The following is a 25,928-nucleotide window of genomic DNA, read 5'->3' on the forward strand; positions in this document are numbered from 1 at the left end:
GAAAAATCCAAGGGCGATGCGAATCGTTTTAAGACGTCTTCAAGGCTTTTATCGCAGAATTTATTTTACCTCGTCGAATCGTTTTGCAACCTCAGGCTTCAAGATCTTGGTCCAGAGCTCATAGCCATTGGAATTCATGTGCAAGGAATCGCTGGTGAACAGCTCGGGAATCGGCTTGCCGTTCCGTCCTAGCATGGGTTGACTGACGTCGACGTACCACATTTTTTTCTCCTTGGAGATGTAATCTGCGATCAGGCGATTGGTTTCCTGGAATTTGGGCCACCATTTCCAACGCAGGGGCGATGGCTTCAGCGAGATGAACAAAATGCCAGTATTGGGAAGCCGGCTGCGCAGTTGTTTGGTGAACGCCTTGAAGTCATTGAGGGGCATTTCGGCGGGGTATTTGTCGTTGGCGATGTCGTTTTCCCCACAGTAAAACACGACCAATTTGGGATACAGCGGGACGATCATCTTTCCAGTATAGTGCGTGACTTGTTTGATGATGGCTCCACCAAAGCCGCGGTTCACCACAGGCAAAGGCGCCATATCCGACTGCAAAGTCTCCCATTTGCGTATGCTCGAGCTTCCTGAAAACACAATTCCGCCACGGGCTTCGAGTTCGGTTTTAAGCAAGGAGTCGAAACGCAATGCTTCGGGCTCGAATTGAATCAGCTGCTCTGCAGTGAGGGCAGTCGCAACAGGGGCATTTCCTGCATCTGATGCTAGGTGCTTTCTGCCGGTTGTACAAGCGATGATCAACAACAGCAGCCCCGAAAGCGCAACTGTTCGCAAAACCATCCGCGACATGTTTTTGTGTGTCTTCATCCTCAAAGGCATCTGCAAAGATTCAAGAATTCGGGGGAAATGCAATGATTTCCCGAGTTTGATACTCCTTTGATGCGGTTTGGGTTGCGCAGCCAACAATCAATCGAGGCCAAGTTTGCGTTTGAGCTCCTCAATCAGTTTGGCATTCTCCTCCAAGGCTTTGTTTTTTTCCTCCAATACCTTGTCCTTTTCTTCCAGCACCTTGTCCTTCTCACCCAATGCCTTGTCCTTTTCTTCCAGTGCTTTTTCCTTCTGGGCGATTTTCCCCTCTAGCTCTTGCAATGTTGCGCCGAAAAAGACTTCAAACACGCGGTGTGCCTCCTCTTCGTCTTCGATTTTCTTTTTCTCCAAAGGTTCGGTGCCCATGTAGTGCAATTTGTTGATCATGAGCGCCAACGATGGGTTGTCTGCTTCGTGTTTGTATTCTTTGAGGATTTTGTTTTCGTCAAAGAAGTAATTCTGTTCAAACACGCTCAAAAGTTTGTCCAGCTTGGTCTGAAACTTGGATTTGATGCGACCTAGTTGCACCACGTAGCAGTCATGGGACAACTTCTCGATGAATTCGCTTTTTTTATGCAGAATCTCGTGCGTTTCCAAATCGACATATTGCCGGTTCACCTTTACGACGCAGGACTCGATTTCCGGAAGGTTGAATCCAAGAAGGTAAATGGTTACGATCGGCAAAACGACTTTCTTGCCGTTCACTTCATCCTGTTTTTTGTATTGCTCTCCCAAATATCTCCGGAAGCGCATCAGATCAATGGCATTCTTGGCCTTCTGGATTTCAATGAGCACTTTTTTGAGTTCGCCATCGGCTGTGCGTACCGTTGCAATGAAGTCAAGCCGGAAAATGGCAAACCCGGCACCGCTTTCATCTTTGTAAACAAGCTCCTGCGGCTTTACGGAAACATCTTCAATCTGCTCTTCCAGAATCGTACCGATGAAAAACTTGGCAACCCGGTCATCATCCATCAGGAATTTGAAAGCGACATCGTAGATGGGGTTGGCAATGATCATTCGGAATCTTTTTGCAAATCTACGCTGAATGGGCTCATTTGTCAAGGTTTATGGGAAGAAAGGATGCCTTTGGGACCCATCCAAGGGACAAAGCGTTTTCATGGCTTACCGGAACTTTCTCGACCTGCCCCAATCCCCCGTCTCCAAAATTTCGTAAGTTTGCCGCTCTTGGAAATCAAGCTTACATGAAGAAAATCCTTGTCGCCAACCGTGGCGAAATAGCCTTGCGTGTGATGCGCAGCGCCAAAGAAATGGGAATCCGCACGGTCGCCATTTATTCCGAGGCGGATCGGCAGTCTCCGCATGTGCGGTTTGCGGACGAAGCCTATTGCATCGGCCCGGCGCCGAGCAACCAATCCTACCTCTTGGGCGACAAGATCATCGCGCTCTGTTTGGAGCATGGAGTGGACGGCATTCACCCCGGCTATGGATTTCTGAGCGAAAATTCGGGGTTTGCTGCCAAGGTTGCCGAGGCGGGGATTGCCTTTATCGGCCCTTCGCCACAGTCGATGGACGTGATGGGCAGTAAATTGGCCGCCAAGGCGGCTGTCAAGGACTTTGATGTGCCCCTTGTCCCCGGCACAGCCGAGGCAATCACGGACATTCCGGCCGCCAAGGCGATCGCGACCCAAATCGGTTTCCCGATTCTGATCAAAGCAAGTGCCGGCGGCGGTGGCAAAGGCATGCGTGTCGTCGACCGTGTCGAGGACTTTGAAGAGCAAATGGACCGCGCGGTGAGCGAGGCCGTCAGCAGCTTTGGCGATGGCGCCGTCTTCATCGAGAAGTTCGTCGGCTCACCCCGACATATCGAGATTCAGGTGCTGGGCGACCACCACGGCAACATTGTCTATCTCTTCGAGCGTGAATGTTCCGTGCAACGTCGCCACCAAAAGGTTGTCGAAGAGGCGCCTTCGAGCATTCTCACGCCTGCGCTGCGGCAGCGCATGGGCGAGGCTGCCGTCAACGTTGCACGTTCTTGCAACTATTACAATGCAGGGACCGTCGAATTTTTGGTGGATGAAAGCCTCAACTTCTACTTCCTTGAAATGAATACCCGTCTCCAGGTCGAGCATCCGGTAACGGAGATGATCACCGGCTTGGATTTGGTCAAGGAGCAAATCAAAATTGCACGCGGCGAAAAGTTGAGCTTCACCCAGGAAGATCTCCAAATTCATGGCCATGCGATTGAGATTCGGGTATATGCAGAGGATCCTACGAATAACTTCCTGCCCGACATCGGCACATTGGACGTGTACAAACGTCCGCAGGGCCACGGCATCCGGTTGGACGATGGTTTTGAGGAGGGAATGAAAATTCCGATTTACTACGATCCGATGATCGGCAAATTGATTGCCCACGCCGCAGACAGACCGACGGCGATCGCCAAGATGCTGCGTGCCATCCGCGAATTTGAAATCGTGGGATTTGAGACAACGTTGCGCTTCTGCGAATTTGTGCTGGAACACGAGGCGTTTGTCTCGGGCAACTTTGACACGAAGTTTGTCGAGAAGCACTTCAAGCCAGAGTATTTGGCGCAGGAGCTGAGTGCAACTGAAAACGAAGTGGCCGCATTGGTGGCTTCGACGGTTTTGGCAACGAGTGGTGCCACGGCATTCACTGGCGCAGCAGCTCAGACAGCCAAACAAAGCAATTGGAAACGCCACCGTTTATTCAACTAAGAAAAGAAAATGGCAGAGCAAGACGTCACCCATTCGCAGAAAGCCCCTGAGCCCGTCGGACATTACCCGCATGCGCGCCGTGTGGGCAACCTGTTGTTTTTGAGCGGGATCGGCCCACGAGAGCGCGGTACCAAAAAGATTCCGGGCGTGGAGCTGAATGAGCAAGGCGAAATCGTCTCGTATGACATCGCGGTCCAATGCCGGTCGGTCTTCGCCAACGTGAAAGCTGTCTTGGAAGATGCCGGCAGTAGCTGGGACAAAATCGTCGATGTGACGGTTTACCTCACCAACATGAAGGACGATTTCCCGATCTACAACAAACTTTGGGCTGAGTATTTCGCTGAAAATCCACCCTGCCGCACGACATTGGAGATCAATTGTCTGCCGACGCCGATCGGGATCGAGTTGAAGGTAATGGCGACGGTGTGAATCCTATTTTTTGAAGGTGACGGTATGGCGGGCCCTGATTTGGCCCTTGGCGTCGGTGTATTGCTTCGCTTGGCTTTTGTAGCTGCCACCGATTTGGGAATAAATGTAGGTGGCTAAGGCAATGAGGGCCCAGCTTCCGGCGCGACTTGGGTCAATGACCATTTCGGCAGACATCGAAGAAACTTCAAACATACTGAGGACCGCGAGCACATCGATCGCCAAGTAGGCCGATAGGTTCCACTTGTACAGAAAAAACATCGTGACCGCGTTGGCCATTGCAACCATCATGACCATGAACACTTCAAACTCCCAAGTGCCTCCTGTTTTCACCAGTGCAAGGATGATATTGCCGACCGCTGCCAATCCGACAAGCACGATCAACAGCCAATTCCAAAGTCTGAATCGCTCCTGCTGCGCCAACGTCACGAATCCGCCAACCATTCTCGCAAGGTCGATTTCGCGGTTGGGAATGGCCGTGTTGAGCTCGTCATAGATCGTTTGGTGGGATTTGTTCTCCAGCACCTTGGTGCGGATCATTTCTTTGATGTCTTTGGAAGTGATGGTTGCCATAGAATGAAAAGGGATTTGATGGGATTGGTCGGAAAGATACAAAAGTCAATGCGATTCGCCAAAGTCCTCAAAACTAAAACGAGCTTGCACTGCCCTAATCCACCCACTTAACGGCTTGTTTGTAGCTGCGTACGCCATTTTCACCCAAGGTTTCATGATGCCCGCGCTGGTACTTGCCTCCAATTCTCGGCCATGGATGCGACCCGCAAGGTCTGTGTACACGGCCTCATAGGAATTTCCCTTCAGGAGTTCCTGCGTAGCAAACCGGCGCATTTCCATTGACGTCATTTGACAAAAGGTAATCGTTCTGAATCAAACCTGCCGATTTGTGGGGATCAGTGGAAGCATCGGCCTTCGTTTCAGTTGGGATCCCTGAAAGCCAAGCCAATTTGCCCTTCAACATCAATCCTCTTTAGCCACGACTTTCAATTCCTTGACGATGGCGTCTTTGAGATTCTCAGAGACCAGGGCATAATCAGAAAACCTTTGACTGTAAAATCCACGGCCTTGGGTGATCGACCTTAGGCTCGTCGCATACTTGTACAGTTCGGCAAGGGGCACCTTGGCATGGAGTTTTTGAAATTTGCCTTCGGCATTCATCCCGAGGATGGTGGCTCGACGGTTTTGGAGGTCCGTCATCACCTCACCCATGGTATCGTCGGGGGTGAGGACTTCCAATTCCATGATGGGCTCCAGCAGTTTGGGTTTGGCCTGCAGAAAAGCTTCCTGAAAGGCGTGGCTCGCCGCAATCTTAAACGCCATTTCGTTGGAATCGACCGGGTGCATTTTGCCGTCAAACAGGCAGACCCTTACATCCCTGACTGGCGAATGCGTGAGTGGGCCCTCGTTCATATTGTCCATGATGCCGCGCAACACGGAGGGAACAAACCTTGCGTCGATTGCACCACCGACGATGCAATTCACAAATTCCAGCTTGCCACCCCAAGGCAGATCCAGCAGGTGAATATCCCGCGATTTGTATTCTGCCGGGATTGGATTGTCAAAAATGTAGGGATCAAGGCGGAGGTGTACCTCGGCAAATTGCCCGGCACCGCCACTTTGCTTTTTGTGGCGGTACGTGGCAATGGCATTCCCTTGGATCGTTTCCCGGTAACTGATCCGTGGTTTGATAAATTCGGTGGGGATTTTGAATTGCTTTTCCAGAACGGCTTTCACCATGGCCAACTGCATTTCGCCTTGTCCTTCAATCAGGGTCTGTTTCAGTTCGCCGCGGTAGGCTGCGTGTAGGGTTGGATCATTTTGGGCAAGCGCGTGAAGGGCTTCGCCCATTTTTTCCTCGTCAAGGGCATTGACGGCTTTGATGGCAGCGATGAAGCTCGATGACGGAAAGTGGATGGGCTCAAAGGCGATTTCTGAACCTTTGGGACGGTAGGTATCATTGACCTTGCCGTCTTTGAGCTTTACAGTGATGCCAAGATCTCCGGCATTCATGAAGCTGATGGTGTGCTTTTTCTTGCCTTCGCCGACATACAATGTGCCAAATCGCTCATTGTTGCCGGTGCGGGAATTTTGTAAATCATCGCCGACTTGAACCATTCCGGATTGTACTTTGAAGAACGTCACCTCCCCAAGATGCTGCTCGGTGCTGTTTTTCCAAATGAAGACGCTTGCAGGGCCGTTCCCGTCACAGGCGACTTTCTTTCCCTCCGTGGTATGCAAAATCGGTGCGTCGGCCGCTGTAGGACAAACATTGCCGATGAAGCCCATCATCCTGCCGGATCCCATGTTCTGCTTTGCCGACGCCACAAACAAGGGGTAAATGGCGCCTTTCATCATCCCCAGTCGGATTCCCTGCCGCAGCTCGTCCTCGTCGAGGGAACCCTGGGCAAAGTACTTTTCCATCAAGGTCTCATCGTTTTCTGCGGCCGCCTCGACCAGGGTATTGTGCCATATTGCTGCTTGGGATTGTACATCCGACGGGATGGCAAGTTTGTCAGGCCTGCCGCCATCCTTTTTGAACTTGTACATGGTCATCTTGAGCAGGTCCACGACGCTGTCAAATCCGACGCCTGCGTTGTGTGGAAATTGCATGGGAATCACCGCGGATCCAAACAGCGCGGTTGCCTCCTCTAGTAGTTGATCGTAGTCAGCCTTTTCATGGTCCATTTGATTGGCAACGATCACCACCGGTTTCCCGCTTGCTTTGACGTGCCGCCAGATGATTTCCGTTCCAATTTCTACGCCTTGGGCGGCGTTGAGTACCATCACAACAGTGTCGGCTGCGCGCAAACCACCGAGCAATTCGCCAATGAAATTGTCGTTGCCGGGGGTGTCGATGATGTTGATTTTGGTGTCTCGCCAAATGGTATGCAGCAACGCGGCGTAAACAGAATACCCTTTTTCCTTCTCCAAATCGGTGTAATCTGAGGCGGTATTGCCTTCTTCCACGCTGCCTCGCCGCTGCAGGATGCCGCCTTCAAACATCATGGTTTCTGCAAGGGAAGTTTTGCCAGATTTTGTGCTGCCAACCAACACGACGTTTTTGATGTCTTTTGTTGCAAAGTGTTTCATAATCGTAGCAATGGCAATCGCCGTTAGGGGTGATCAATCGAGTGTGAAAGAGCGTTTTGTTTCGTAGCGTATTCGCAACGGACAGGAAGTCATTAATTTATAGAATGTTTAGCTAAAAGTCTATTGGGTTTTGAGCTCATTTTGATTTTCTAGGGAAATTTTCCGCGAAATGGTGTTGCAATGCGGCAGCACGGCAGGAGGGCTGGCAAAAACTTTGAAATTTGTAGCATTTGGTCCAACTTTGTCGTTGTAAGTGAATTCTAAACGGGTTTTCCCGATAACCACAATGGAAATCGAAAAGGAAATTGTTCAGGCCAAGTTCAAGAGTCCCCTCCAAAAGGGTATCGTGAACATTATTTATACCAGCAATTGGATTCATTCGCGACAAGCCAAAGTCCTGAAACCATTCGGAATTACGATACAGCAATACAACATCCTGCGCATTCTGCGTGGGCAACATCCCAATCCGGCCTCAATTACCTTGCTCACCGACCGCATGTTGGACAAAATGAGCAATGCTTCACGTTTGGTAGAAAAGTTGCTCGCCAAGGGTTACGTGGAGCGCACTGTTTGCCCGAGTGACCGTCGGCAGGTGAATGTGCTGATCACTCCGGTTGGACTTGCCATTTTGCCGCAGTTGGAAAATGTTCTGGATCAAGTCGAAGGCAACGTGCATAACCTCAGCGACGATGAATTGGAGATGCTGAGCAGCCTGCTTGATCGACTGAGGGGTTAGTCTCCCTTAAATTTCTCGGGAAAAAGCGGGAAATGTCGCGGGGAAATTGAGCGAAGTCACTTTTAAAAGCGGCGATTGGAACGTAGTTTTGGAAAAAGGCTTTCCAACGAATTATGAGAAATCATCGCATAGCCAGACGTTTGACATGGGCCGTTTCGGTTCCTATTTTGATGTTTACCGGTTGTGTCATTGACCAACGGGAGCCATTGCTGACGGATTTGGGACCAACCCCCTTGGAGTTGCAAACGCCCTCCAACATGCCACCCATTACGATTCCTGCAGACAATCCCATGACCGTCGAAGGTGTCGAGCTTGGCCGCAAGCTGTTTTATGAGGAGCTTCTCAGTGGAGACAATACCCAGTCTTGTGGTTCCTGCCACGCCCAGGCCTTTGCCTTCAGCGACAACGGAAAACAATTCAGCGAGGGTATCGACGGCCAATTGGGAAACATGAACGCCATGGCGATCATGAACTTGGGTTGGGCGCAGGAATTCTTCTGGGATGGCCGTTCATTTGGGATGGAAGTCCAAGCACGCGAGCCTGTCATCAATCCGATCGAAATGCATGAGAGTTGGGAAAATGCAGTTGCTGAGCTTCAAGCGACTGCTGAATATCCACGATTGTTCAAGGCGGCTTTCGGAACAGATGACATTACGGAGGAATTGGCTGTGAAGGCAATCGCTCAATTTGAGCGCACGTTGATTTCGGGAAATTCCGAATATGACAAGTTTTACCGGGGTGAACCCAACAGCTTCAGTCAGGCGGCTTTCCGGGGGATGCAAATCTTCTTTACGGAACGGGGTGATTGTTTCCATTGCCATACCGTGGATTTGTTGAGCACCTTCGAATATCACAACAATGGTTTGGACGCCACCTTCAATGCCGACAATATCGGACGTGCCGGCGTAACGGGTCGCACAAGTGATACGGGAAAATTCAAGGTGCCCAGCCTGCGGAATGTCGAAGTTAGCGGCCCCTATATGCACGATGGACGCTTTGCAACCTTGGAGGAAGTCATTGAGCACTACAATTCGGGAATCGTACGTTCTCCAACCCTGTCACCACAGATCAAGCAGCCTGACGGGTTATTTTTGACGGAGCAGGAAAAATCGGATCTCTTGGCCTTTATGAAGTCGTTGACAGATCAGGAATTTCTGACGAATCCAGCGTTTTCAGATCCTAACTAGGTTTACCTACCACATTTTTTCACTGCCGCCTCGACCTCAGCCATTTCCATTTCGCTGAATGCCACGCGGCATTGTTCCATAAATTCCTGATTGGGGTTTTCCTTGTCGGCCTCTTCCAGGCATTTGCAGGTATCTGGGCCGCCGCAACCGCTCGAAAGCAGCAAGAAGGCCAAACCAAGTCCCATCAACAATGGGCCTGCCAAAATTTTCCTCAATCCAGTCGTGCGAGTTTTCATCCGAAGTAAGCTTCGTCTTGGGTGATGCGTGAGAGAATCCAGCCAAATTCGCCGGTGGTGACCTTGCTGTTGCAGAAACTGCAAATGCCACTCATTCCCATATTCACTGGCGCGCCACAGTTGGGGCAGCAGTCGGGGTTGAATTTCTTGTCATCAGATTCGACACCTGTGCGCCGAACGAAGGTCCAATACTCGGAGAAAGCCCTTGGCTTGCGGTTGTTGCCTGCGACGAGCTTCCCGCTTTCGTCGGTCAGGTAATCGAGTACATTGGCAAATATGCGGACGGTGGCAGCCTCGTAATATTTGTCCAAGTCCAACTTCACCAAATGGATGCCCGTGATCGTGAGGTTGTCCAGGTGGTTGATGCGCTTGTGAGCCTTGTAGGTTTCCACCCAATAAAGGTGGGACCTGAACAAGTTGTCGCTCATCAGCGGACGTGCAGGCTCATATTTGCGTTCGGCCCACGAACGGTAAATCGTCTTGAAAATGGGCTCGGCAATTTTTTCCTTGAAGGTTGCCTCATACTCCGTGATGCTCTCGATTTTGTGTTGCTCGACGAAGATACGGCCAAGGTTGCCAAGTCGCGGATCGTAGAGCGTCGGCAGGTTGGTTCCTTGCTCAGGGGCATAGGTGCCTACGACGTCTCCATGTTGTACCTCGCGATGGGCAATGTTGATGGCCATCACAAACCAGGTTTTGCTGCCGGGAGGCACGACGGTTTTGCATTGACTGCATTCGCCGGTGGGACTAAGTTCCAAGCCTGCGCCGCAATTGGGGCATCCCGGTGATTGCAAAGCAGCCGGACTCGGCGAGCATAGCGATGCTTTCCGCGTAAAAAACCAAGTTTCCTGCACCCACCAACGGTTGCTGTGTCCGTCGATGGTCTCCGTATAGTTGGTATCAAAACTAACCGAAATGGTCGTTTCAGCCTCTCCGTCATAAAGATTGACAAAGTCCACGCCATTGATCACCAATTCGGTGACGTCAATCTGGAAATTGCTCTTTGGGGCTGCATTTTCAATGATCTCGTCCTTGAAATAGGGCCTCAAATTGACAACTTCGGCTTTTGTGCGATGGTAATGATATTGGTGGTAGAGATGCTGGGCAAAGTCGAGGAATAGCGTTTGCGAGAATTCCGGATCGCGTTCTTGCCTGAAATCCCAAAGTGCATTGTCGACCTTGCGGCGGTTCCATACCTGCGTTTCTGTTCCAGAATGCGTCGTGATGGTCGTTTCTGGCGCGGCGCGTCGATTGGCATAGATGCGGTACAGTACAATGATCACCAACAACGGAATTCCGATGTAGGGATATCTTACGATCAGGATGATGAGGCCAATCGCATCATCGCCGCCACCACCTCCGCCACCTCCATAAGAACCTCCGCCACCGGAACTGCCTCCACTGGAAGAATGTCCGCCTCCCGGGCGACCCAACAGGTCGGGGGGCAACAGCATCAATGCCACCATTGCCAAAACCGGCAAAAGCCACCACATTCGTTTCAACAGCTGCTTCATTCGATCCATAGTTCGTCGGGCAACTCGTTGATGGGATGGGTGTCGGCTGGAACGTATTTCGCAAAGATCGCTTTGCTCTGCTCCAAGGCCTCCAAAACGGCCGTGGCCGGATCGTCTGCCTTGAACACGGCATTGAATTTGGCCTCAAGCAGTTCCAATTCGTCGGGTGGGATCATGGAAACGATACCTTTGTCGGGCTTCAGAATGGCAATGCGTTCCAGCCAGAAGAATACCAGCAAAATGCCAACCCGTTGGCGGGTTTCGTAGATCTGCGCTTTTTGGAAAATCGCGTTGGCGCGTGATTCTGTGCGTTTTTTCAGCTCTTTTTTCCCCACCAAGGCACGCAGCAAAGGTCGGATCAGCCAAAGCAGTCCTCCGCCGAGCAAGCTCACGCCGAGGGTTTCCAAATAGATATAGACGTACCAGATTTCGTAGGGAATGAAGGTCATGATGCTCAGCACCAAGACTGACAGTATGGCGCCGACAGCGAGATAGTATTCAAGGTAATGCGTGGTGCGCGGCAGGATCGCCACCACCAATTCGGTCCCGGATTCGGTCTCGATCGTTTCTACCTTCTTGCGAAGGTCATTTCTGAAACTGATGTCAAACTTTCGCATGCACTCCTTTTTCCCCTTGAGCAAAGATAACCCGAATGGAAATTAAAACCAGCTTGGAATGGCTAGTTTTTTGGATTTGCCAAAACTAAGCCACGGATTTCACCGTTCGACCTTAAAACAACTCCGTCACAAAGGCATTCCACGGGGGAACCATTACTTTGGAAACCAACTTGATACCTTCTTTTTTCGGTTCAGTCACCTTGCTATCGCCGACGGCTTTAAAGGTGGCGTTGCCTGCCGAATCTTTGGGTTCTACCTTTTGTGCTGCGAAGTCATAGAGCAAGCCCGTCGCCGTGGTTTCATGGGAGGCAAATTGCGTCAAATGGGCCTTGCTGAAGATCTCCTCAGGAATTTCCAGATTCACCCAATAATCTTGTCGGTTGAAGTTGGCCACCACAACAAATGCCGAACTGTCATTGTAGCGCACAAAGGCAAAGACACCCGGCTCGGTGGTGGGCAGAATCATCCTTTCGCCATCGGAAAAAACCTGCTCGGAATGGATGAGATGGAGCAATTTGGTGTAGAATGCGCGTACATCCTGCTGGATTTGATCCAGACCTCCGCCATCAAATTTGCCGCCATTCATCCAAGCCTGATGCGCTGGGACTCCCCAATAGTCAAAAATCGAAGTGCGTCCGTCTTCGCCGCCAAAGCCTTCTGCGCCTTCGCCTTTTTCGCCGCTTTCCTGACCGTTGTAAATCAGGACAGGACCTCCGCCGATGAGCGCGGTCACGGCCATTCCCGGGACTCCCGCCCGTGGATCACCGGCAAAGTCCTTGGCGGCAATGCGTTGCTCGTCATGGTTTTCAAGAAAGCGCAGCATGCTGCCGTCGAATCCTTCGCTTTGCTGCAAGGCTTCCGTGATGCCGGTCACCTTTGCTTCCGGCTTGCCCTCCATCAGCGGACGCACCTTGTCATAAAGCCCGACCTTGTCATAGAGATAGTCAAATCCGCCGGTGACGACGTAGTCTTTGTAGATCGCAGGATTGTAGATTTCAGCGATGAAAACGGTCTTGGGATACTTTTCCTTGACACTTTTGGTCACCCAAGCCCAAAATTCGACGGGGACCATCTCGGCCATGTCGCAGCGGAAACCGTCAACGCCTTTGCCCGCCCAATACAATAAAATGTCCCGCATTTTGGTCCAAGTGCTCGGAACCGGGTCAAAATGTTTGGGCTGATCGGGGGCTTGCATGTCGATCCCATAGTTGAGCTTGGCCGTTTCAAACCAATCGTCGACGGAAGGCGCAGCTTTGAAAACATTGTTGCCGGTGGCTTTTGCGGGAGATTCAGTGAATTTGCCATCTTCACCCGGGGCTTTTTCCTTGCCGAGCGGATCGTATTTGGGAACAACGAACTCTTCGCCCGGCAGGTAATAGAAATTGTTGTTGGGGGCGAAGGGTTTTGTGATGTCGTCACCCTCGCCGAGGTCGGCGACGCCGGCAGGTTTGGCATCGCTGTGGTAGGAGCGTGCGACGTGGTTCGGCACAAAATCGATGATCGCCTGCAACCCTTGCGCATGGGTGCGCTTGAGGAGGGCTTCAAATTCGGCCAAACGTTGTTTGGGATCGTCGGCCAGGGCGGGGGAGACGTCGTAATAGTCTTTGATGGCGTAGGGCGAGCCGAGGCGGCCTTTGACGACATCGGCATCATCGGCGGCGATGCCTGCCCCGGGAAAGGCTGTCGCAGTCGCGTGTTCGAGTACGCCCGTGAACCAGACGTGGGTGATACCCAGATCCTTGAGCGCGATGAGCGCGGAATCGGTGATGCCGTTGAATTTGCCGATACCGTTTTCCTCAAGGGTGCCCCACGTTTTGCGGGTGGTATTGGTATTGCTGAAATGCCTGACCATCAGCTGATAAATAATCGGTTTGACGGGTATTGTTTTCACAGTGTCTTGTGTTGCATTCTGATTGAGGTCGCTTGAGTTTGTCGCAGGGTTACAACCCACCGATAATAACACAGCCAAAATCACGCAGATCGAATATTGAAACCTTTTGCACATATAAATAAGAGAGGTGTTGAGCCAGCAAGCTACGAAAAAAGGGAAAAATGATTTTGGATTCGGGCTTGTAATCGTAGTCTTGTCCTGCTATCTTCGTAGAACGTTCCTTGAAGCAAAGGCGGCTTGCCGCCTCAATGATAAAGCCCACACTCGTGCCCGACATTGAATCGCCTCCTACAAATTTTTCACTAGGCGACCAACTCAGGAGACTTAGAGCGGACCGCACCCGAGCAATCGGGACAACCGAAAGGTAACAGCGGATGGTCGAGGTCGCCGGCGTCGCCTTCCATGTCTTAAAGGGGGGCCGTTTAGGTTCCAGGTACTTGTGTGGGATTTTTGTTTTTGGTCGTCAAGGTTTTCGTCCAATCCGGGCTGAGGAAGCACAACCGCTTGGAACTGAAATCAACCGCTTGGCTTATTTCAAGTCCATCCGGTGCCAACTAGAAGCTGTACCCTTCGGCAAACCTCAACGGTCAGACGCGTAAGAAGTTTTGAGATTGCCTTGAACCGGATTGGGGGTAATGGCGAGGTTTTTTTCTTTCTTTTCACCATTTGAATTCTTTTCAGTTTGCTCGCGACCACTTTGGAGCATCTGATCGATGTAAAGGCGCAAATTCTGAGATTCGCCATTGTGTGGACGCATTCTCACATTTGGACCATTCTTGATTTGCAGATCAAAGCCTTGATCAAAATAGACGATTCCGCGCACTGATTCCCAAGAAATGGAGCGTTTTTGAAATGCGTATACCCGATAGCGTATGCCTTGGGAATCAAAATAGGCGTAGTGTCGAGGGTCGATCAGTGGTTGCAAAAGGCCAATGCCAATCAATCCATAGCAGAAGTACTGCATGGGGGTATGAAATGGGCTATAAGACAGCATGGTGGATGCGGTTGTCAGCCAAAGAAGCGCAAGGCCGCCAAGGGAGATCAGCAAGCCTGGCAAATACCTAAGGTGATGTCGCCATCTTTTTGGGACGGTAAACCCTGCCATCAATAGCAAACCTGCCCCAATTGTCACGAGATTTTGCGTCAAATGGCCTTGGACATGCTCGTATTCGCGGAGAGCATTGCCGATCAAAAAGATGCCTACAACAGCTTGTGCCCACACATAAGCTTTTGTAGTACCTGATTTGAGGTACACTTTTAATCCGTTCATTTAACTACTTCGCAAAGCGAACAATTTAGTATCTAATTACTTTTTCCCGACTCAATTTACGAAACATTCATACCAAGCCAAATAAAATGCTGAATTATTGAAGTCATCCGATGGTTCTGACTTGAATGGGATCAATTCTTACATCTTTCATTGCTCGCATGTAAGGCATTTGTCCATTCTCTAAGCAAAATGTGCTATATGTTTGGGTTTGAGGCTACCTGAATCGATTTAGGACATGCGTTTTGGACGCAAAGTGACAAATCTAGGGTGTTAGTCGGCCGAATGTTCTCATTTTGCCTTCGACTTTCTGCAAGGTAGCTTTATTCTTATCAGGGGCGGGTTGGATCGCCTCTGACCATGATTTCCTTTTTCGCTTTTTCTATTCCCCGGAACCATCCGGGGACGGTGAACTATTGACGTTACGCACGATGAAAACAAGAGTACTTTTCTGTCTGTTTTGCGCTTGCTTGGTCGCTGCCGGGTCATTTGGTCAAGGGGTCAATCTCATTGCAAATGGAGATTTTGAAAACATCGGAAGTCATCCTATTGGCCCGGGCGAACTGGACAATTCGATCAAATGGGCCAATTGCAATGGCAATACAGCCTTTCCTTATGGCACGCCCGATCTATTTACCGCCGGCGGGTCTGGGGGTGCTCAATGGCCCAATACTTTTGCGGGAACGGTAGTGCCTCAATCAGGGACCGTACTCGCCGGGTTTATCACCAGCAATTTCTTTGTGCCTGATTTTCGCGAATACGTCAGCTATCATCTGGAAGGTCCCATGATCCCGGGAGAAACATATACCGTGTCTTTTTGGCTCACCAATGGCTCTGCCAATTGGTACGGTGGCCGGGGATCCAACAACATCGGCGCCGCTTTTACTTTGGCTTCTCCTGCCCAGGCGTTGCATGAGCCCCTGCTTTCCGTCGCGCCACAACTTGAACTTACAAGTATCATCCACCATATCGATTGGCAACAATACACCTTTACTTTCTCGCCTTCCCAGGCATTTGAACACCTGACGATCGGCAACTTCCGGGATGATGCCAACACAAGCATTGGCACTTTTACTCCTGGATCGGGAGTGGCCTACTACTTCATTGATAATGTTACCGTGACCGCTGTGGCCCCACTGCCGGTAGCAATCCTCGATTTGCATCAAATCGATAACCATGCTAAAATGGAGTTGGCTTGGACTTTGCCACAATCCATCGTTGGTGATGCGCTGCAACTTGAGCGCTCCATGGATCAGAAGGATTTTGTTTTGGTGGAGGATTTTGGGCGCGTCGATGCGCCTGAATTGGCGACGCATTTTGTGGACGAGGACGCATTGCCGGGACGCCCGTACTTCTACAGGCTACGTGATGTCAATGCCAACGGTGCTGTCACCTACTCCAACACGGTTTACGCCGAGTTTGGTGAGCCAAAGGGATTCATTGCTGGCAATGTTTATCCCAGTCCGGCCCAAGACCTCTTTGCGCTCGAATTTACTGCGTTGGCGAATGGTGACCTGAACATGCGGCTTTTTGATACTGCAGGTCGGTTGATGGATGCGCAAACCCAGTCATTGGTCGCTGGTCAGCAAAGCAACGCCTATACCTTGCCGGAAGGTTTGGCTGCCGGCATCTACCATATCGTGTTTGACTTTGCCGGCGAAGCGTTTTCGCGCAAGGTGGTTGTTTCCGAATCGAAATAGAAGGTCTGCAAACATCAGTTTCCGGTCTTGCGGCGCCAAGCGGCACGTAACACGACCACACGGTCATAACTTTTGATGCCGCCTTGCACACCCTGTGCATTGAGGTAGGCATTGTTGACTTTGTTCCCCAATTCTGAAATTTTGCCGTGGTAGCGCTGATAGTTATTGTAATTGGCCTTCAAGTCGGCTTTGATTCCCGGGTCCATCGTGGCCACGAGCATTTTTGACATGAGTGGATCCACCTCACCCAAGGCGTTTACCAGATGACCCCAATAGCCGATTTGTCCCGAATAGCGCACAAATGGATCGTCGCTGAGTCCGCAGGCGACCATGCCGATGAAGTTGCAGGTGCCTTCGTCGCCAAATCCGCAAGCATGGGACATCTCGTGGGCCATCGTGAAGGGGATTTTTTGCGGAGTTTGAGCTCCCGTGACATTGCCTTCGCCTGTAAAAGGATTGTAAATACCGGAAATTCCGATGCGTAGCATCCATCCACCAGGTTGGATCATCCTTCCCCGGATGCGGCCGTGCATCGGGTAGCCCATCTTGGCCATCGCCTTTCCGACACATGTGCGCACTTCATCCTCCAGGTTTGCGGGCAACATTTCCCGGTTCACGGAATCCGCGGTGATTCCCGGAATCGAGGCGCGGTCCAATTCGGCCAATCTCCCTGCCCATTCAGCCTCCAAACAGAGTGTTTCGACATCCAGCGAATCCAGTTGCAGGCCCAAGTGTTGCTCAATGGGAACCCGTTTGTAGTTGAATCCCCAGAGAACGAAGAAAAAAAACAAGGCTGCGCCGGCAAATCCAAAAATGTTTGTGGCTGCCTTTTGCAGTCTTTTTTTGATCGGCAACTTGGGCTGTCGACGGTTGCGCACCACTTTTCGGATCCAGTAGGCAATGATTCCAATGATCAGCAAATAGGAAAACGGAAACGGACACCAGCCGATGGTATAGTCCAGCAAATAACGTACGCCGACGAAAAAACCCTTCGAATAAACGCTTTCGACCACATTGGGCATCCATCCGGCAAGGATTCGCAGGAACAAAACCAACAATCCAAGGCAGGCAAAAATCCCTGAACGGGTACGAAGGGCGGCAATGAGGGTCCTAAATTGCATTTCCAGGCAAACAACCTTTTCGCAACGAAGTTAAGCAAACATGGAGAAGCGATGGTCCAAGGAATCGGAAAGAATGGGGTCCCCGCAGCAAAACTTAGCGGATACTTGTATTTCATTCCTTGACATTCGTTTTTTCCAAACCTAACTTTGGCCGGTCTAAGTAATGTGGTGACAGGAGTCATTTCCACGTATTATGAAAAAATTACTATCGACTTTTTCTTACTCAATCGGGAAAAAGATGGTCATGGGTCTCACAGGACTCTTTTTGATCGTATTTCTGGTTGTGCACTTGATTGGTAACTTGTTGTTGCTCAGTGGACCTGCAGCATTCAATCAGTATGCCGAGTTCATGGCTACGAGCCCGCTCATCCGTGCATCGGAGTTTATCTTGTTTGGCGGACTGATCTTCCACATCGTGGATGGTTTGAGGCTCAAGATGCAAAACGCCAAGGCACGCCCAGTGGGCTATGCGGTAAGCAGCGGCACCAAAAATGCCAGTTGGTTCAGCAAAAACATGGCGATGACGGGGTCCGTACTCCTTATTTTCCTTATTCTTCACCTGATTTCCTTCTTTCTCAAGGCGCGCTTTGGGGTGGATGTGAATTTTGGCGTGGATTCCGGGAAGTGGGAAGGCCCTTGGGTCGGAACCGCTGAATATGGGCTCCATCCGGAGAATACTTACAGCTTGTGGCACAAAACCGCTTGGCTGTTCAGCATTCCTTGGTATGCCGCGCTCAACATCGTCGCGATGATCGCCGTGATGATGCACTTGCTGCATGGATTCCAGAGTGCCTTTCAGACCCTTGGTTTGAACCATCCGAAGTACACGCCCCTGATCAAGGCTTTGGGCTACGGCTACGCCGTGCTCGTGCCTGCAGGATTCTGCGTCATTCCAATCGCATTCTTGATCAACCCAATACACGGATAAGCTATGAGTCTGGATAAGAAAGATAAGCTTGATTCCAAAATTCCGCACGGCCCGTTGGTCGACAAATGGTCGGAATACAAAGGTCACGTACCGCTCGTGAGCCCTGCCAATAAGCTCAAGCTCGACATCATCGTCGTGGGCACGGGTTTGGCTGGCGCTTCAGCAGCAGCGAGCTTGGCCGAATTGGGTTACAATGTCAAGGCATTTTGCTTTCAGGATAGCGCCCGTCGCGCGCACTCGATTGCTGCCCAAGGCGGTATCAATGCTGCCAAAAACTACAGAAATGACGGCGATAGCACCTATCGTCTGTTTTATGATACCATCAAAGGCGGTGACTACCGTGCCCGCGAAGGCAACGTCTTCCGCCTTGCAGAGGTGAGCGCAGCCATCATCGACCAATGCGTCGCCCAAGGCGTGCCCTTTGCCCGCGAATACGGCGGCTTGCTCGACAACCGCTCCTTCGGTGGGGTTCAGGTGAGCCGTACGTTTTATGCCCGTGGTCAAACCGGACAGCAATTGTTGCTCGGCGCCTACTCTGCCCTCGCCCGCCAAGTCGGCGCCGGCAAGGTCAAGATGTACAACCGCCACGAGCTCATGGACATCGTCAAGATCGACGGCGTCGCCCGCGGCATCATTGCCCGCAACTTGGTCACCGGCGAAGTCGAGCGCCATGGCGCCCATGCCGTCCTGCTCTGCACCGGCGGCTATGGCAACGTGTTCTTCTTGAGCACCAATGCCATGGGCAGCAACGTGAGTGCCGCTTGGAAGGCTCACAAACGCGGCGCATTCTTCGGAAATCCCTGCTTCGTGCAGATTCACCCGACTTGCATTCCCGTTTCAGGCGACTACCAAAGCAAGCTCACGCTCATGTCGGAGTCCTTGCGCAACGACGGCCGTGTTTGGGTGCCCAAAGCCAAGGGCGACAAACGCAAACCTGTCGACATTCCAGAAGAGGAAAGAGACTATTATTTGGAGCGCCGCTATCCTGCCTTCGGCAACTTGGTGCCGCGTGACGTGGCAAGCCGTGCTGCCAAAAAGGTTTGCGACGAAGGTTATGGCGTAGGCCCATCCGGCTTGGCCGTGAACCTCGACTTTGCAACAGCGATCAAACGTTTGGGCAAGGATGTCGTGGCCGAGCGCTATGGCAACCTCTTCGAAATGTATGAGAAGATCACCGGCGAAGATCCTTATCAGACGCCGATGCGCATCTATCCCGCGATCCACTACACGATGGGCGGACTCTGGGTCGACTACGAATTGAGCACCACCGTTCCGGGTTTGTATGCCTTGGGCGAAGCGAATTTCAGCGACCATGGCGCCAACCGTTTGGGTGCTTCGGCACTCATGCAGGGCTTGGCGGATGGTTATTTTGTGATTCCTTACACGATTGGCAACTTCTTGAGCACGCAGATTCGCACGCCCAAGATCGACACCAATCAGAAGGAATTTGCCGACGCTGAAAAAGAAGTTGTGGACCGCATCAACCGTTTGATGAGCATCAAAGGGACGCTGTCGGTCGATGATTTGCACAAACGTCTCGGCAAAGTGATGTGGGACGAATGCGGGATGTCGCGCAGCGAAGAAGGTTTGCGCAAAGCCCGCCGCGAAATCGCACAGATCAAGGAAGATTTCTGGAAGCATCTGCGCATTCCAGGGGATTCCAAGAGCTTCAATCCCGAATTGGACAAGGCCGGCCGCGTGGCTGACTTCATCGAGTTGGGCCAATTGATGGTCGAGGATGCCCTTCACCGCCTCGAAAGCTGTGGGGGTCACTTCCGCGAAGAGTATCAAACGCCGGATGGTGAAACCCTGCGCGATGATCAGAATTTCAAATATGTCGCTGCTTGGGAATACATGGGCGAAGGATTGGATCCGCAGCTGCACAAGGAAGACCTTATTTATGAGGAAGTCGAGATCAAGGATAGGAGCTACAAATAAGCGAAGTCTATGAAACTGACACTGAAAGTCTGGAGACAGAAAAATAATCAAGACAAAGGCGGCTTTGAGACCTATCAGCTCGATGGGGTAAGTGAGCACATGTCATTTTTGGAAATGATGGATGTGCTGAATGAGAAGCTCATCAAGGATGGTAAGGATCCTGTTGCCTTTGACCATGATTGCCGTGAAGGCATCTGTGGCGCTTGCAGCATGGTCATCGACGGGCGGCCGCATGGTCCCAACGACCTTACTACCACCTGCCAACTTCACATGCGCTATTACAAAAATGGCGATACGATCACGATCGAGCCATTCCGGGCCAAGGCGTTCCCTGTCGTCAAGGATTTGGTCGTGGACCGAGGTTCTTTTGACAGGATCATCAACGCCGGGGGTTACATTTCGGTGAGCACGGGTCAGGCCGTGGAGGCGAATTCGTTGCCGGTTCCGAAGCACGATGCCGATGAGGCAATGGATGCAGCGACCTGTATCGGTTGTGGAGCTTGCGTTGCAAGCTGCGTCAATGCCTCGGCGATGCTGTTTGTAAGTGCGAAGATCGCCCACCTAGCTTTGTTGCCGCAAGGCAAGCCTGAGCGTGACCTGCGCGTGCAGAAAATGGTGGAGCAGATGGATGCAGAAGGCTTCGGCAATTGCTCCAACACGGGCGCCTGTGCCGTAGAATGCCCCAAAGGCATTTCTTTGAGCAATATCGCCAAGCTCAACCGCGAGTTTTACCGCTCCAAGCTCGCTTCCAAATTGTGAAACAAAACCCCTGACGGGTAGCCGAAGGCGGGAAGTGTTACCCGTTTTCATTTCTAAAGAATTGAAATCTAGGAAAGAATGAAAAGAATAGCCTTTGCGATTTGCATGCTGTTGTTCACCGCATCTGTGGCGATGAGTCAGGATGCTGCAACCGAGTCCAAAACCCAGGAAGTGGCAGCCATCATCGATGAGCATACGCCCGTTTTGGAAGAATTTGCAGTGAAATTGGGCGAACACAAAACCCACTTGGACGAGCGTATCATTGTGCTCAAGTACCACAAAACCAACAAAGAGGTCCAAGAGGCTTCACGTTTGGTCGTTACCAACACCGAGACGTATTATCAGAGTGTGGTGCTGAAAGTACAACAGTTTGAGTCGCAGTGGTTTGATCAAACCCGCAACATCATCGCCATCTACACCAAATACGGTGAGCTGCGCGAAGCAAGCGGCGGCGGTGCCAACGACCTTCAAAACTTCGTCGACAAGCATCTCCACTATCTGGATTTGCTGGAGAATATCAAAAGCGACTTGATCGGGGTCTATACGGACCTGACGACGATCAAAAACGCGATCTAAGGCATCCGTGATGCTATTGAAAAGGCAGTTCCATCATCGGGACTGCCTTTTTAGCTTGCATCCATTCGATGGCTTTAAGCAGGTGGGCAAGGGCAATCGCAAAGCAATTCCATGGACCCGATCAAATCGTAAATCTTGAAATTTGCTGCGTCAAATTCGAAGAAATGAACGCAGCAAAGCCGTTACGGCCTACAAGCCCATCAGGAAAACCAACGGCCCTTGATTGCTGCCAATCCCAACGGTCGTGACACCTGCACCATTTTTCAGTAGGAAAATTTGACGGGTGTCCATCGGCAATTGAATGCCTGATTCTACAGCAGGGATCGCGATGAATTTTCCATTGCCTAAACCTTTGAGGAAGAGGCCATGGCCTGCGTCTTCGCGGCCAATGTCGGGGCTTGCTGCATAGTGGTTGCCGACCAACAATAGATCCAATTTTTCATCTTCGTCCCAATCTGCAATCGCAATGTCCTTCACGGGAAAAATTTGCGCCTCGGGATTCAGTGGAATCGTGGTGAAATGGCCCTTACCATCGTTGAGTAGGACCAGCGAGGCGGCTTGCTTGAGATACCATTTTGGTGCTTTTGCCCAGTTTTCAGGGCCAACAACCGTCTCTGTCGTTGCCTCCGAATAGGATTTGTAGGACGTGAACCGCGACTTGAGCCCCGGCGCTTGCACGACCAATTCGTCAAAGGCATACTTGGGATGCAAATGGCCGTCGGGATAAGGATAGGAAATGAGTCCTTCCAAACTACCGTTGCCATCGAGATCCGAATACGATAGAACGCCCGGCTTCTCTTCCGAAACCTTGTGATTGAAGTTGGTACCGCGGTTGCCTGCCACTAAGTCCAGGTCGCCGTCATTGTCCAAGTCAGCGGCGGCGAGGCTGTACCAGAGCCCGTCGGTGTCTCTTAAGCCAAACGCTTCTGTCTGATTTGTCCATTTTCCATTTTCCAATTGCAGAATTTTGATCGGTTCCCAGGAACCACCCAACACCAATTCTGGAGTTTTGTCACCGTTCAGGTCGGCTGCTATCGCCTTGTTGAGGATGCCAAGTTTGCCTTGATTGGGCAGGAGGTCGGCAATGGAAAATTTGCCTTTTTCATTCTTCAGGAAATAGGACCGGCCTGCGTATGGATATTGACCAGGAATGGCGGCTCCTCCAACAAAAAGGTCACTGTCTCGATCACCATCAAAGTCCACCGCCACGGCAGACTGCGAAGGGGTGGACCATTGTGGAATGGCATCGGCTGAATAAGTGAATTGGCCTTTGCCGTCATTCAAATAAAGCCGGCAGCCATAATTTTGTGGCTGATTTGCCTCGTGCGCGAAGCTTGTGACAAACAAATCGTTGTCGCCATCCCCATCGGCATCGAAGAACAAGCTCTCGCCGTCTTTGAAATTGGTTTGTTGGGCAAAAGCGGGTTGCCGTGACAAGCGGTAATCGCCTTCTGAAGCTTGGATAAAGAGGCTGCCTGGTTTACCTGCCGATCCGCCAATGTAAAAATCATCCTTGTTGTCGCCATTCACGTCTCCAACGGTGATCCACGGACCGGCCTGTGAAACAGCATATTCCAGCAAGGCATCCGTCTTGAAATCGATGTAGCCGTTTTCTTCATGTACATAAGTCGGAAGCCCTGAACCAATGTGTCGTGCAAACAACGGTACTTCATCGATCGTGGGGCCGGGGTCATGGTCTAGGCCATCGCCAGGCTTGATTTCCAGCAATTGGTCGGGTTTGACTTGGTCAAAAACCTTGTATTTCCCATTCGGCCATCGCACCTTGACTTTGATTGTATTCACCTTTTCTCCCAATCCGAAATTGAGATCCGACTGTACCGAACTCAAAAATCCGCGGCTGGTAAACAACTCTTGGTATTGGGTTTGGTCCCCGTTGGTGACCCACACTTTGGCACCGAGTGCAAAGGTATTGGGTGCATTTCCTTTGAGTCGAATGCCGAGTGTATGTTGTTCAGGATGAAGTTGTTTGGCTTCGTTGCGGTACAGAAACGCAGCTTGGTTGTAATTGTTGACGATCAAGTCCAGGTCTCCGTCGAGGTCTAGGTCGGCGTAGGCGGCGCCGTTGGAAAAGCTCGTTTGGGTCAAGCCCCAATCGTCGGTCATTTTTTGGAATTGTAAGTCGCCTCGGTTTTTGAAGATGTAGTTCTTCAAAGGTGTCGAAGGCACTTCCTTGAGCAAGTCCATGCTTTTGACCGTTTGTGGGCCACCGCCTTTACGCACGATTTCGGGCGAACGGTATTTGATATAGTCCATGTCGGTGACGTCACGGGCGTAGCCGTTGGTGATCATCAAGTCTTTGAGCCCGTCGTTGTCAAAATCAGCCAACAAAGGCGCCCAGCTCCAGTCGGTATGGGAAATGCCTGCAAACTGCCCAATTTCGGAGAATGTCCCTGCGCCCGTATTCAGCTGCAAGCAGTTGCGCATCACTTGGTAATGAAGGCCATAGCTTGCCGTAATCTGGAAAATGTCGTAGGTCGAATAGCCCTTGAGCTGCTTCTGCCTGAAATTGTCTTCTGACATCATGTCGAGCGTGACAATATCGGGCAAGCCGTCGTTGTTGTAATCCGCCACGTCCGACCCCATCGAATTTTTGCTGATATGCCCCACAGCGACATCAATGCGGTCTTCAAATTTGCCGTTTCCAAGGTTGATGTAGAGATGGTCCTTGGTGGCATAATCCGAAGTGGTGTAAATGTCGGGACGACCATTCAAGTCAATGTCGGCAATGGTCGCACTCAAGCCAAAGTCAAAGCTCGCCAAACCAGCCGAAACGGTGATATCCGTAAAGGTCTGGTCACCGTTGTTGCGGTAAAGTTTGTTGGAATAATATTGATAGACAGAGTCTTGGGAGCGCGCCATTTCGGCAAGTTTGCCTTTCCAATCCTTTTCCGGATACAGGTAAAGCGCATTTTCAAAATCTGCACGGTGATTCAGAAGAAACATGTCCAAGTCACCGTCTGCATCGTAGTCAAAAAAGCTCGCATGGTTGGAATAGCCTGCATCGTCAAGGCCATATTCTTTGGCGCGATCGGTAAATGTGAGGTTTTTGTTGTTGATCAGCAGGATGTTGCGTCGTTGATCGGCAGTCGTGGAAAGCGAGCGGCAAAGGTAGATGTCCATGTAGCCATCGGCATTCACATCCGCCATGGTGATGCCAGTGGTAAATCCATTGTTGTAGACGCCTGCCTGATCGGAAATTTGCTTGAACTTCATTTTTCCGAGATTCAAGAACAACCTGCCACCAAACCGGTTGCCGCCCATGAAGATGTCGGGCAGGCCATCGTTGTTGATGTCCCCGACTGCAACGCCTGCGCCATTGTAATAATATTCGTAGGTAAGCGAATTGAAAGTTTCGTCTTCCTTGACCTCATTCCAAAAGAAAAAGCCGGACTCTGCCGAGTCCAGTAGCGTGAAAAGTGGTTTTCCCTTGGCTTCTTGGGTGATCGTGGCATCGGATGGCTTGGATTCATTGCAAGCAAGCGCAACGCAGCAAATCAGGAAAAGCAGGCCGAATCGAAACCTGCTGATGCGTGTAACTGACTTCTGTTTTTTTGCCACCAAGGCACCAAGGCACCAAGTTGAGCTTTGTGCCCAGGTGCCTTGGTGGCAAGAATTTGGAGGGACGTTGTTCATTGTTTTGGGCTGCTGTTTTTCCATTGTGATAGGTGAAATTGGGCGATCTTTTCCCCCATTTCCAAACCGTCGTCAAGGGCTTTGGGGAAGTGGATGCCGCCATAAAATCTGCTGACCGAGGCCTCGGTTGCGGCAGCTTCAAAGGAGGGAAAACGTCTGGGAGGATAACCAAACGGCACTTCTGAACTGTCGGTGAATGCAACGTCGGCCCCGAAAATGTCGGCAAGGATCGTGGAAGCTGTTCCCGAAACGACACTGTGGCCGCTGGGATATTCCGGAAATGCCGGGGTGACCAAGAGGGGTTTCCAATTCGGATCAAGTTTGTCTTGGATCACCGTGATGGGTCTGATCGATTGAAAATGATATTTCGCCTCCCAGCAAGCCAAAAAAGCATCCGCCATGGCCATGGAAAGTTTGCAGTACATTTCAGAAGTCGCCTGTAAATCAAATTTATTTTGGATGGCAATGCTACGGGCAATATTCATCCAATGTCCTGCTGGCGTAAGCTTTTTTTCTGCCGACGTCGAATGGCCTGTATGGATCGGCACGAAGGAATTGTCGTCCCAGTGTCGGGCAATTGCCATTTGCTCGGGCGTAAGTGTACGCGTGACTTTGAGCAACGAATCGCATTGTTGGAAGAATGCACTTTTGGGATTGGCATCGAATGGAACAGGCCCAGGTGGCCTAAGCTGATTTGTGGAGTCCAAGACAAACGGCCTCAGGGTTCCCCAATGGGGCTCCAATGCCTCCAT

22 protein-coding genes are annotated in these 25,928 nt (G+C 51.1%); 9 read left to right on the plus strand and 13 right to left on the minus strand.

Annotated features, from left to right (window positions below; translation table 11 throughout):
- Positions 1-60: 60 nt before the first annotated feature.
- Together IPN95_22000 and IPN95_22005 are read right to left on the minus strand one after the other, a co-directional pair.
- Complete coding sequence (locus IPN95_22000) at positions 61-825, minus strand: hypothetical protein (protein MBK9452040.1); 765 nt, start codon at positions 823-825, stop codon at positions 61-63.
- A 99-nt stretch (positions 826-924) separates the two neighbouring features.
- Positions 925-1,842, minus strand: coding sequence for a hypothetical protein (locus IPN95_22005; protein MBK9452041.1), 918 nt, complete (start codon positions 1,840-1,842; stop codon positions 925-927).
- A gap of 185 nt (positions 1,843-2,027) precedes the next feature.
- On the opposite strand from IPN95_22005, the gene IPN95_22010 reads away from it, so the two are divergent.
- Complete coding sequence (locus tag IPN95_22010) at positions 2,028-3,521, plus strand: acetyl-CoA carboxylase biotin carboxylase subunit (protein MBK9452042.1); 1,494 nt, start codon at positions 2,028-2,030, stop codon at positions 3,519-3,521.
- 9 nt (positions 3,522-3,530) lie between these two features.
- Positions 3,531-3,950, plus strand: a complete 420-nt coding sequence (locus IPN95_22015) for a RidA family protein (GenBank protein ID MBK9452043.1) — start codon at positions 3,531-3,533, stop codon at positions 3,948-3,950.
- Between the two features lie 3 nt (positions 3,951-3,953).
- On the opposite strand, the gene IPN95_22020 is transcribed toward IPN95_22015, so the two are convergent.
- The 3 genes from IPN95_22020 to IPN95_22030 form a co-directional block, all read right to left on the minus strand.
- Positions 3,954-4,520: a hypothetical protein gene (locus tag IPN95_22020; protein MBK9452044.1), complete on the minus strand. Its 567-nt coding sequence runs from the start codon at positions 4,518-4,520 to the stop codon at positions 3,954-3,956.
- A gap of 45 nt (positions 4,521-4,565) precedes the next feature.
- Complete coding sequence (locus IPN95_22025) at positions 4,566-4,808, minus strand: hypothetical protein (GenBank protein MBK9452045.1); 243 nt, start codon at positions 4,806-4,808, stop codon at positions 4,566-4,568.
- A 114-nt stretch (positions 4,809-4,922) separates the two neighbouring features.
- Positions 4,923-7,052 (minus strand): elongation factor G, encoded by a 2,130-nt coding sequence (locus tag IPN95_22030; protein MBK9452046.1) that lies wholly within the window; start codon positions 7,050-7,052, stop codon positions 4,923-4,925.
- 286 nt (positions 7,053-7,338) lie between these two features.
- On the opposite strand from IPN95_22030, the gene IPN95_22035 reads away from it, so the two are divergent.
- Together IPN95_22035 and IPN95_22040 are read left to right on the plus strand one after the other, a co-directional pair.
- A complete protein-coding gene (locus IPN95_22035; protein MBK9452047.1) occupies positions 7,339-7,788 on the plus strand; it encodes a MarR family transcriptional regulator in 450 nt (149 codons plus the stop codon).
- Between the two features lie 113 nt (positions 7,789-7,901).
- Positions 7,902-8,975, plus strand: a complete 1,074-nt coding sequence (locus tag IPN95_22040; GenBank protein MBK9452048.1) for a cytochrome-c peroxidase — start codon at positions 7,902-7,904, stop codon at positions 8,973-8,975.
- A 2-nt stretch (positions 8,976-8,977) separates the two neighbouring features.
- Here IPN95_22040 and IPN95_22045 read toward each other — a convergent pair whose 3' ends face one another.
- The 5 genes from IPN95_22045 to IPN95_22065 form a co-directional block, all read right to left on the minus strand.
- Positions 8,978-9,211, minus strand: coding sequence for a hypothetical protein (locus tag IPN95_22045; GenBank protein MBK9452049.1), 234 nt, complete (start codon positions 9,209-9,211; stop codon positions 8,978-8,980).
- On the minus strand, positions 9,208-10,725 hold the full coding sequence (locus IPN95_22050; protein MBK9452050.1) for a TIM44-like domain-containing protein: 1,518 nt from the start codon (positions 10,723-10,725) through the stop codon (positions 9,208-9,210). Before IPN95_22050 ends, IPN95_22045 begins: the two co-directional genes overlap by 4 nt.
- Positions 10,722-11,342 (minus strand): hypothetical protein, encoded by a 621-nt coding sequence (locus tag IPN95_22055; GenBank protein ID MBK9452051.1) that lies wholly within the window; start codon positions 11,340-11,342, stop codon positions 10,722-10,724. The genes IPN95_22050 and IPN95_22055 overlap by 4 nt, the downstream gene beginning before the upstream one ends.
- A 112-nt stretch (positions 11,343-11,454) precedes the next feature.
- A complete protein-coding gene (locus tag IPN95_22060) occupies positions 11,455-13,347 on the minus strand; it encodes an alpha-amylase (GenBank protein ID MBK9452052.1) in 1,893 nt (630 codons plus the stop codon).
- Positions 13,348-13,813: 466 nt separating this feature from the next.
- On the minus strand, positions 13,814-14,503 hold the full coding sequence (locus IPN95_22065; protein MBK9452053.1) for a hypothetical protein: 690 nt from the start codon (positions 14,501-14,503) through the stop codon (positions 13,814-13,816).
- A gap of 428 nt (positions 14,504-14,931) precedes the next feature.
- Here IPN95_22065 and IPN95_22070 point away from each other — a divergent pair, with 428 nt between their 5' ends.
- The gene (locus IPN95_22070; GenBank protein MBK9452054.1) at positions 14,932-16,200 is read left to right on the plus strand and encodes a T9SS type A sorting domain-containing protein; all 1,269 of its coding nucleotides are present in this window, start codon (positions 14,932-14,934) and stop codon (positions 16,198-16,200) included.
- 14 nt (positions 16,201-16,214) lie between these two features.
- Here the strand turns inward: IPN95_22070 and IPN95_22075 are convergent, their stop codons facing one another.
- Positions 16,215-17,321, minus strand: coding sequence for a DUF3810 domain-containing protein (locus IPN95_22075; GenBank protein MBK9452055.1), 1,107 nt, complete (start codon positions 17,319-17,321; stop codon positions 16,215-16,217).
- 193 nt (positions 17,322-17,514) lie between these two features.
- Between IPN95_22075 and IPN95_22080 the strand changes: the two genes are divergently transcribed.
- From IPN95_22080 to IPN95_22095, 4 genes are all read left to right on the plus strand, one after another.
- Positions 17,515-18,249, plus strand: a complete 735-nt coding sequence (locus IPN95_22080; protein ID MBK9452056.1) for a succinate dehydrogenase cytochrome b subunit — start codon at positions 17,515-17,517, stop codon at positions 18,247-18,249.
- Between the two features lie 3 nt (positions 18,250-18,252).
- Positions 18,253-20,187, plus strand: a complete 1,935-nt coding sequence (locus tag IPN95_22085) for a fumarate reductase/succinate dehydrogenase flavoprotein subunit (GenBank protein ID MBK9452057.1) — start codon at positions 18,253-18,255, stop codon at positions 20,185-20,187.
- A 9-nt stretch (positions 20,188-20,196) separates the two neighbouring features.
- Complete coding sequence (locus IPN95_22090) at positions 20,197-20,946, plus strand: succinate dehydrogenase/fumarate reductase iron-sulfur subunit (GenBank protein ID MBK9452058.1); 750 nt, start codon at positions 20,197-20,199, stop codon at positions 20,944-20,946.
- Between the two features lie 78 nt (positions 20,947-21,024).
- Complete coding sequence (locus IPN95_22095) at positions 21,025-21,522, plus strand: hypothetical protein (GenBank protein ID MBK9452059.1); 498 nt, start codon at positions 21,025-21,027, stop codon at positions 21,520-21,522.
- A 189-nt stretch (positions 21,523-21,711) separates the two neighbouring features.
- Here IPN95_22095 and IPN95_22100 read toward each other — a convergent pair whose 3' ends face one another.
- Both IPN95_22100 and IPN95_22105 read right to left on the minus strand, forming a co-directional pair.
- Positions 21,712-25,200, minus strand: coding sequence for a VCBS repeat-containing protein (locus IPN95_22100; protein MBK9452060.1), 3,489 nt, complete (start codon positions 25,198-25,200; stop codon positions 21,712-21,714).
- Entirely contained in the window at positions 25,173-25,883 is a 711-nt protein-coding gene (locus tag IPN95_22105; GenBank protein ID MBK9452061.1) for a vanadium-dependent haloperoxidase, read from the minus strand. Before IPN95_22105 ends, IPN95_22100 begins: the two co-directional genes overlap by 28 nt.
- Between the last annotated feature and the right edge of the window lie 45 nt (positions 25,884-25,928).

The sequence above is a fragment of the Bacteroidota bacterium genome (genome assembly GCA_016718825.1).
Taxonomy (GTDB): Bacteria; Bacteroidota; Bacteroidia; order J057; family JADKCL01; genus JADKCL01.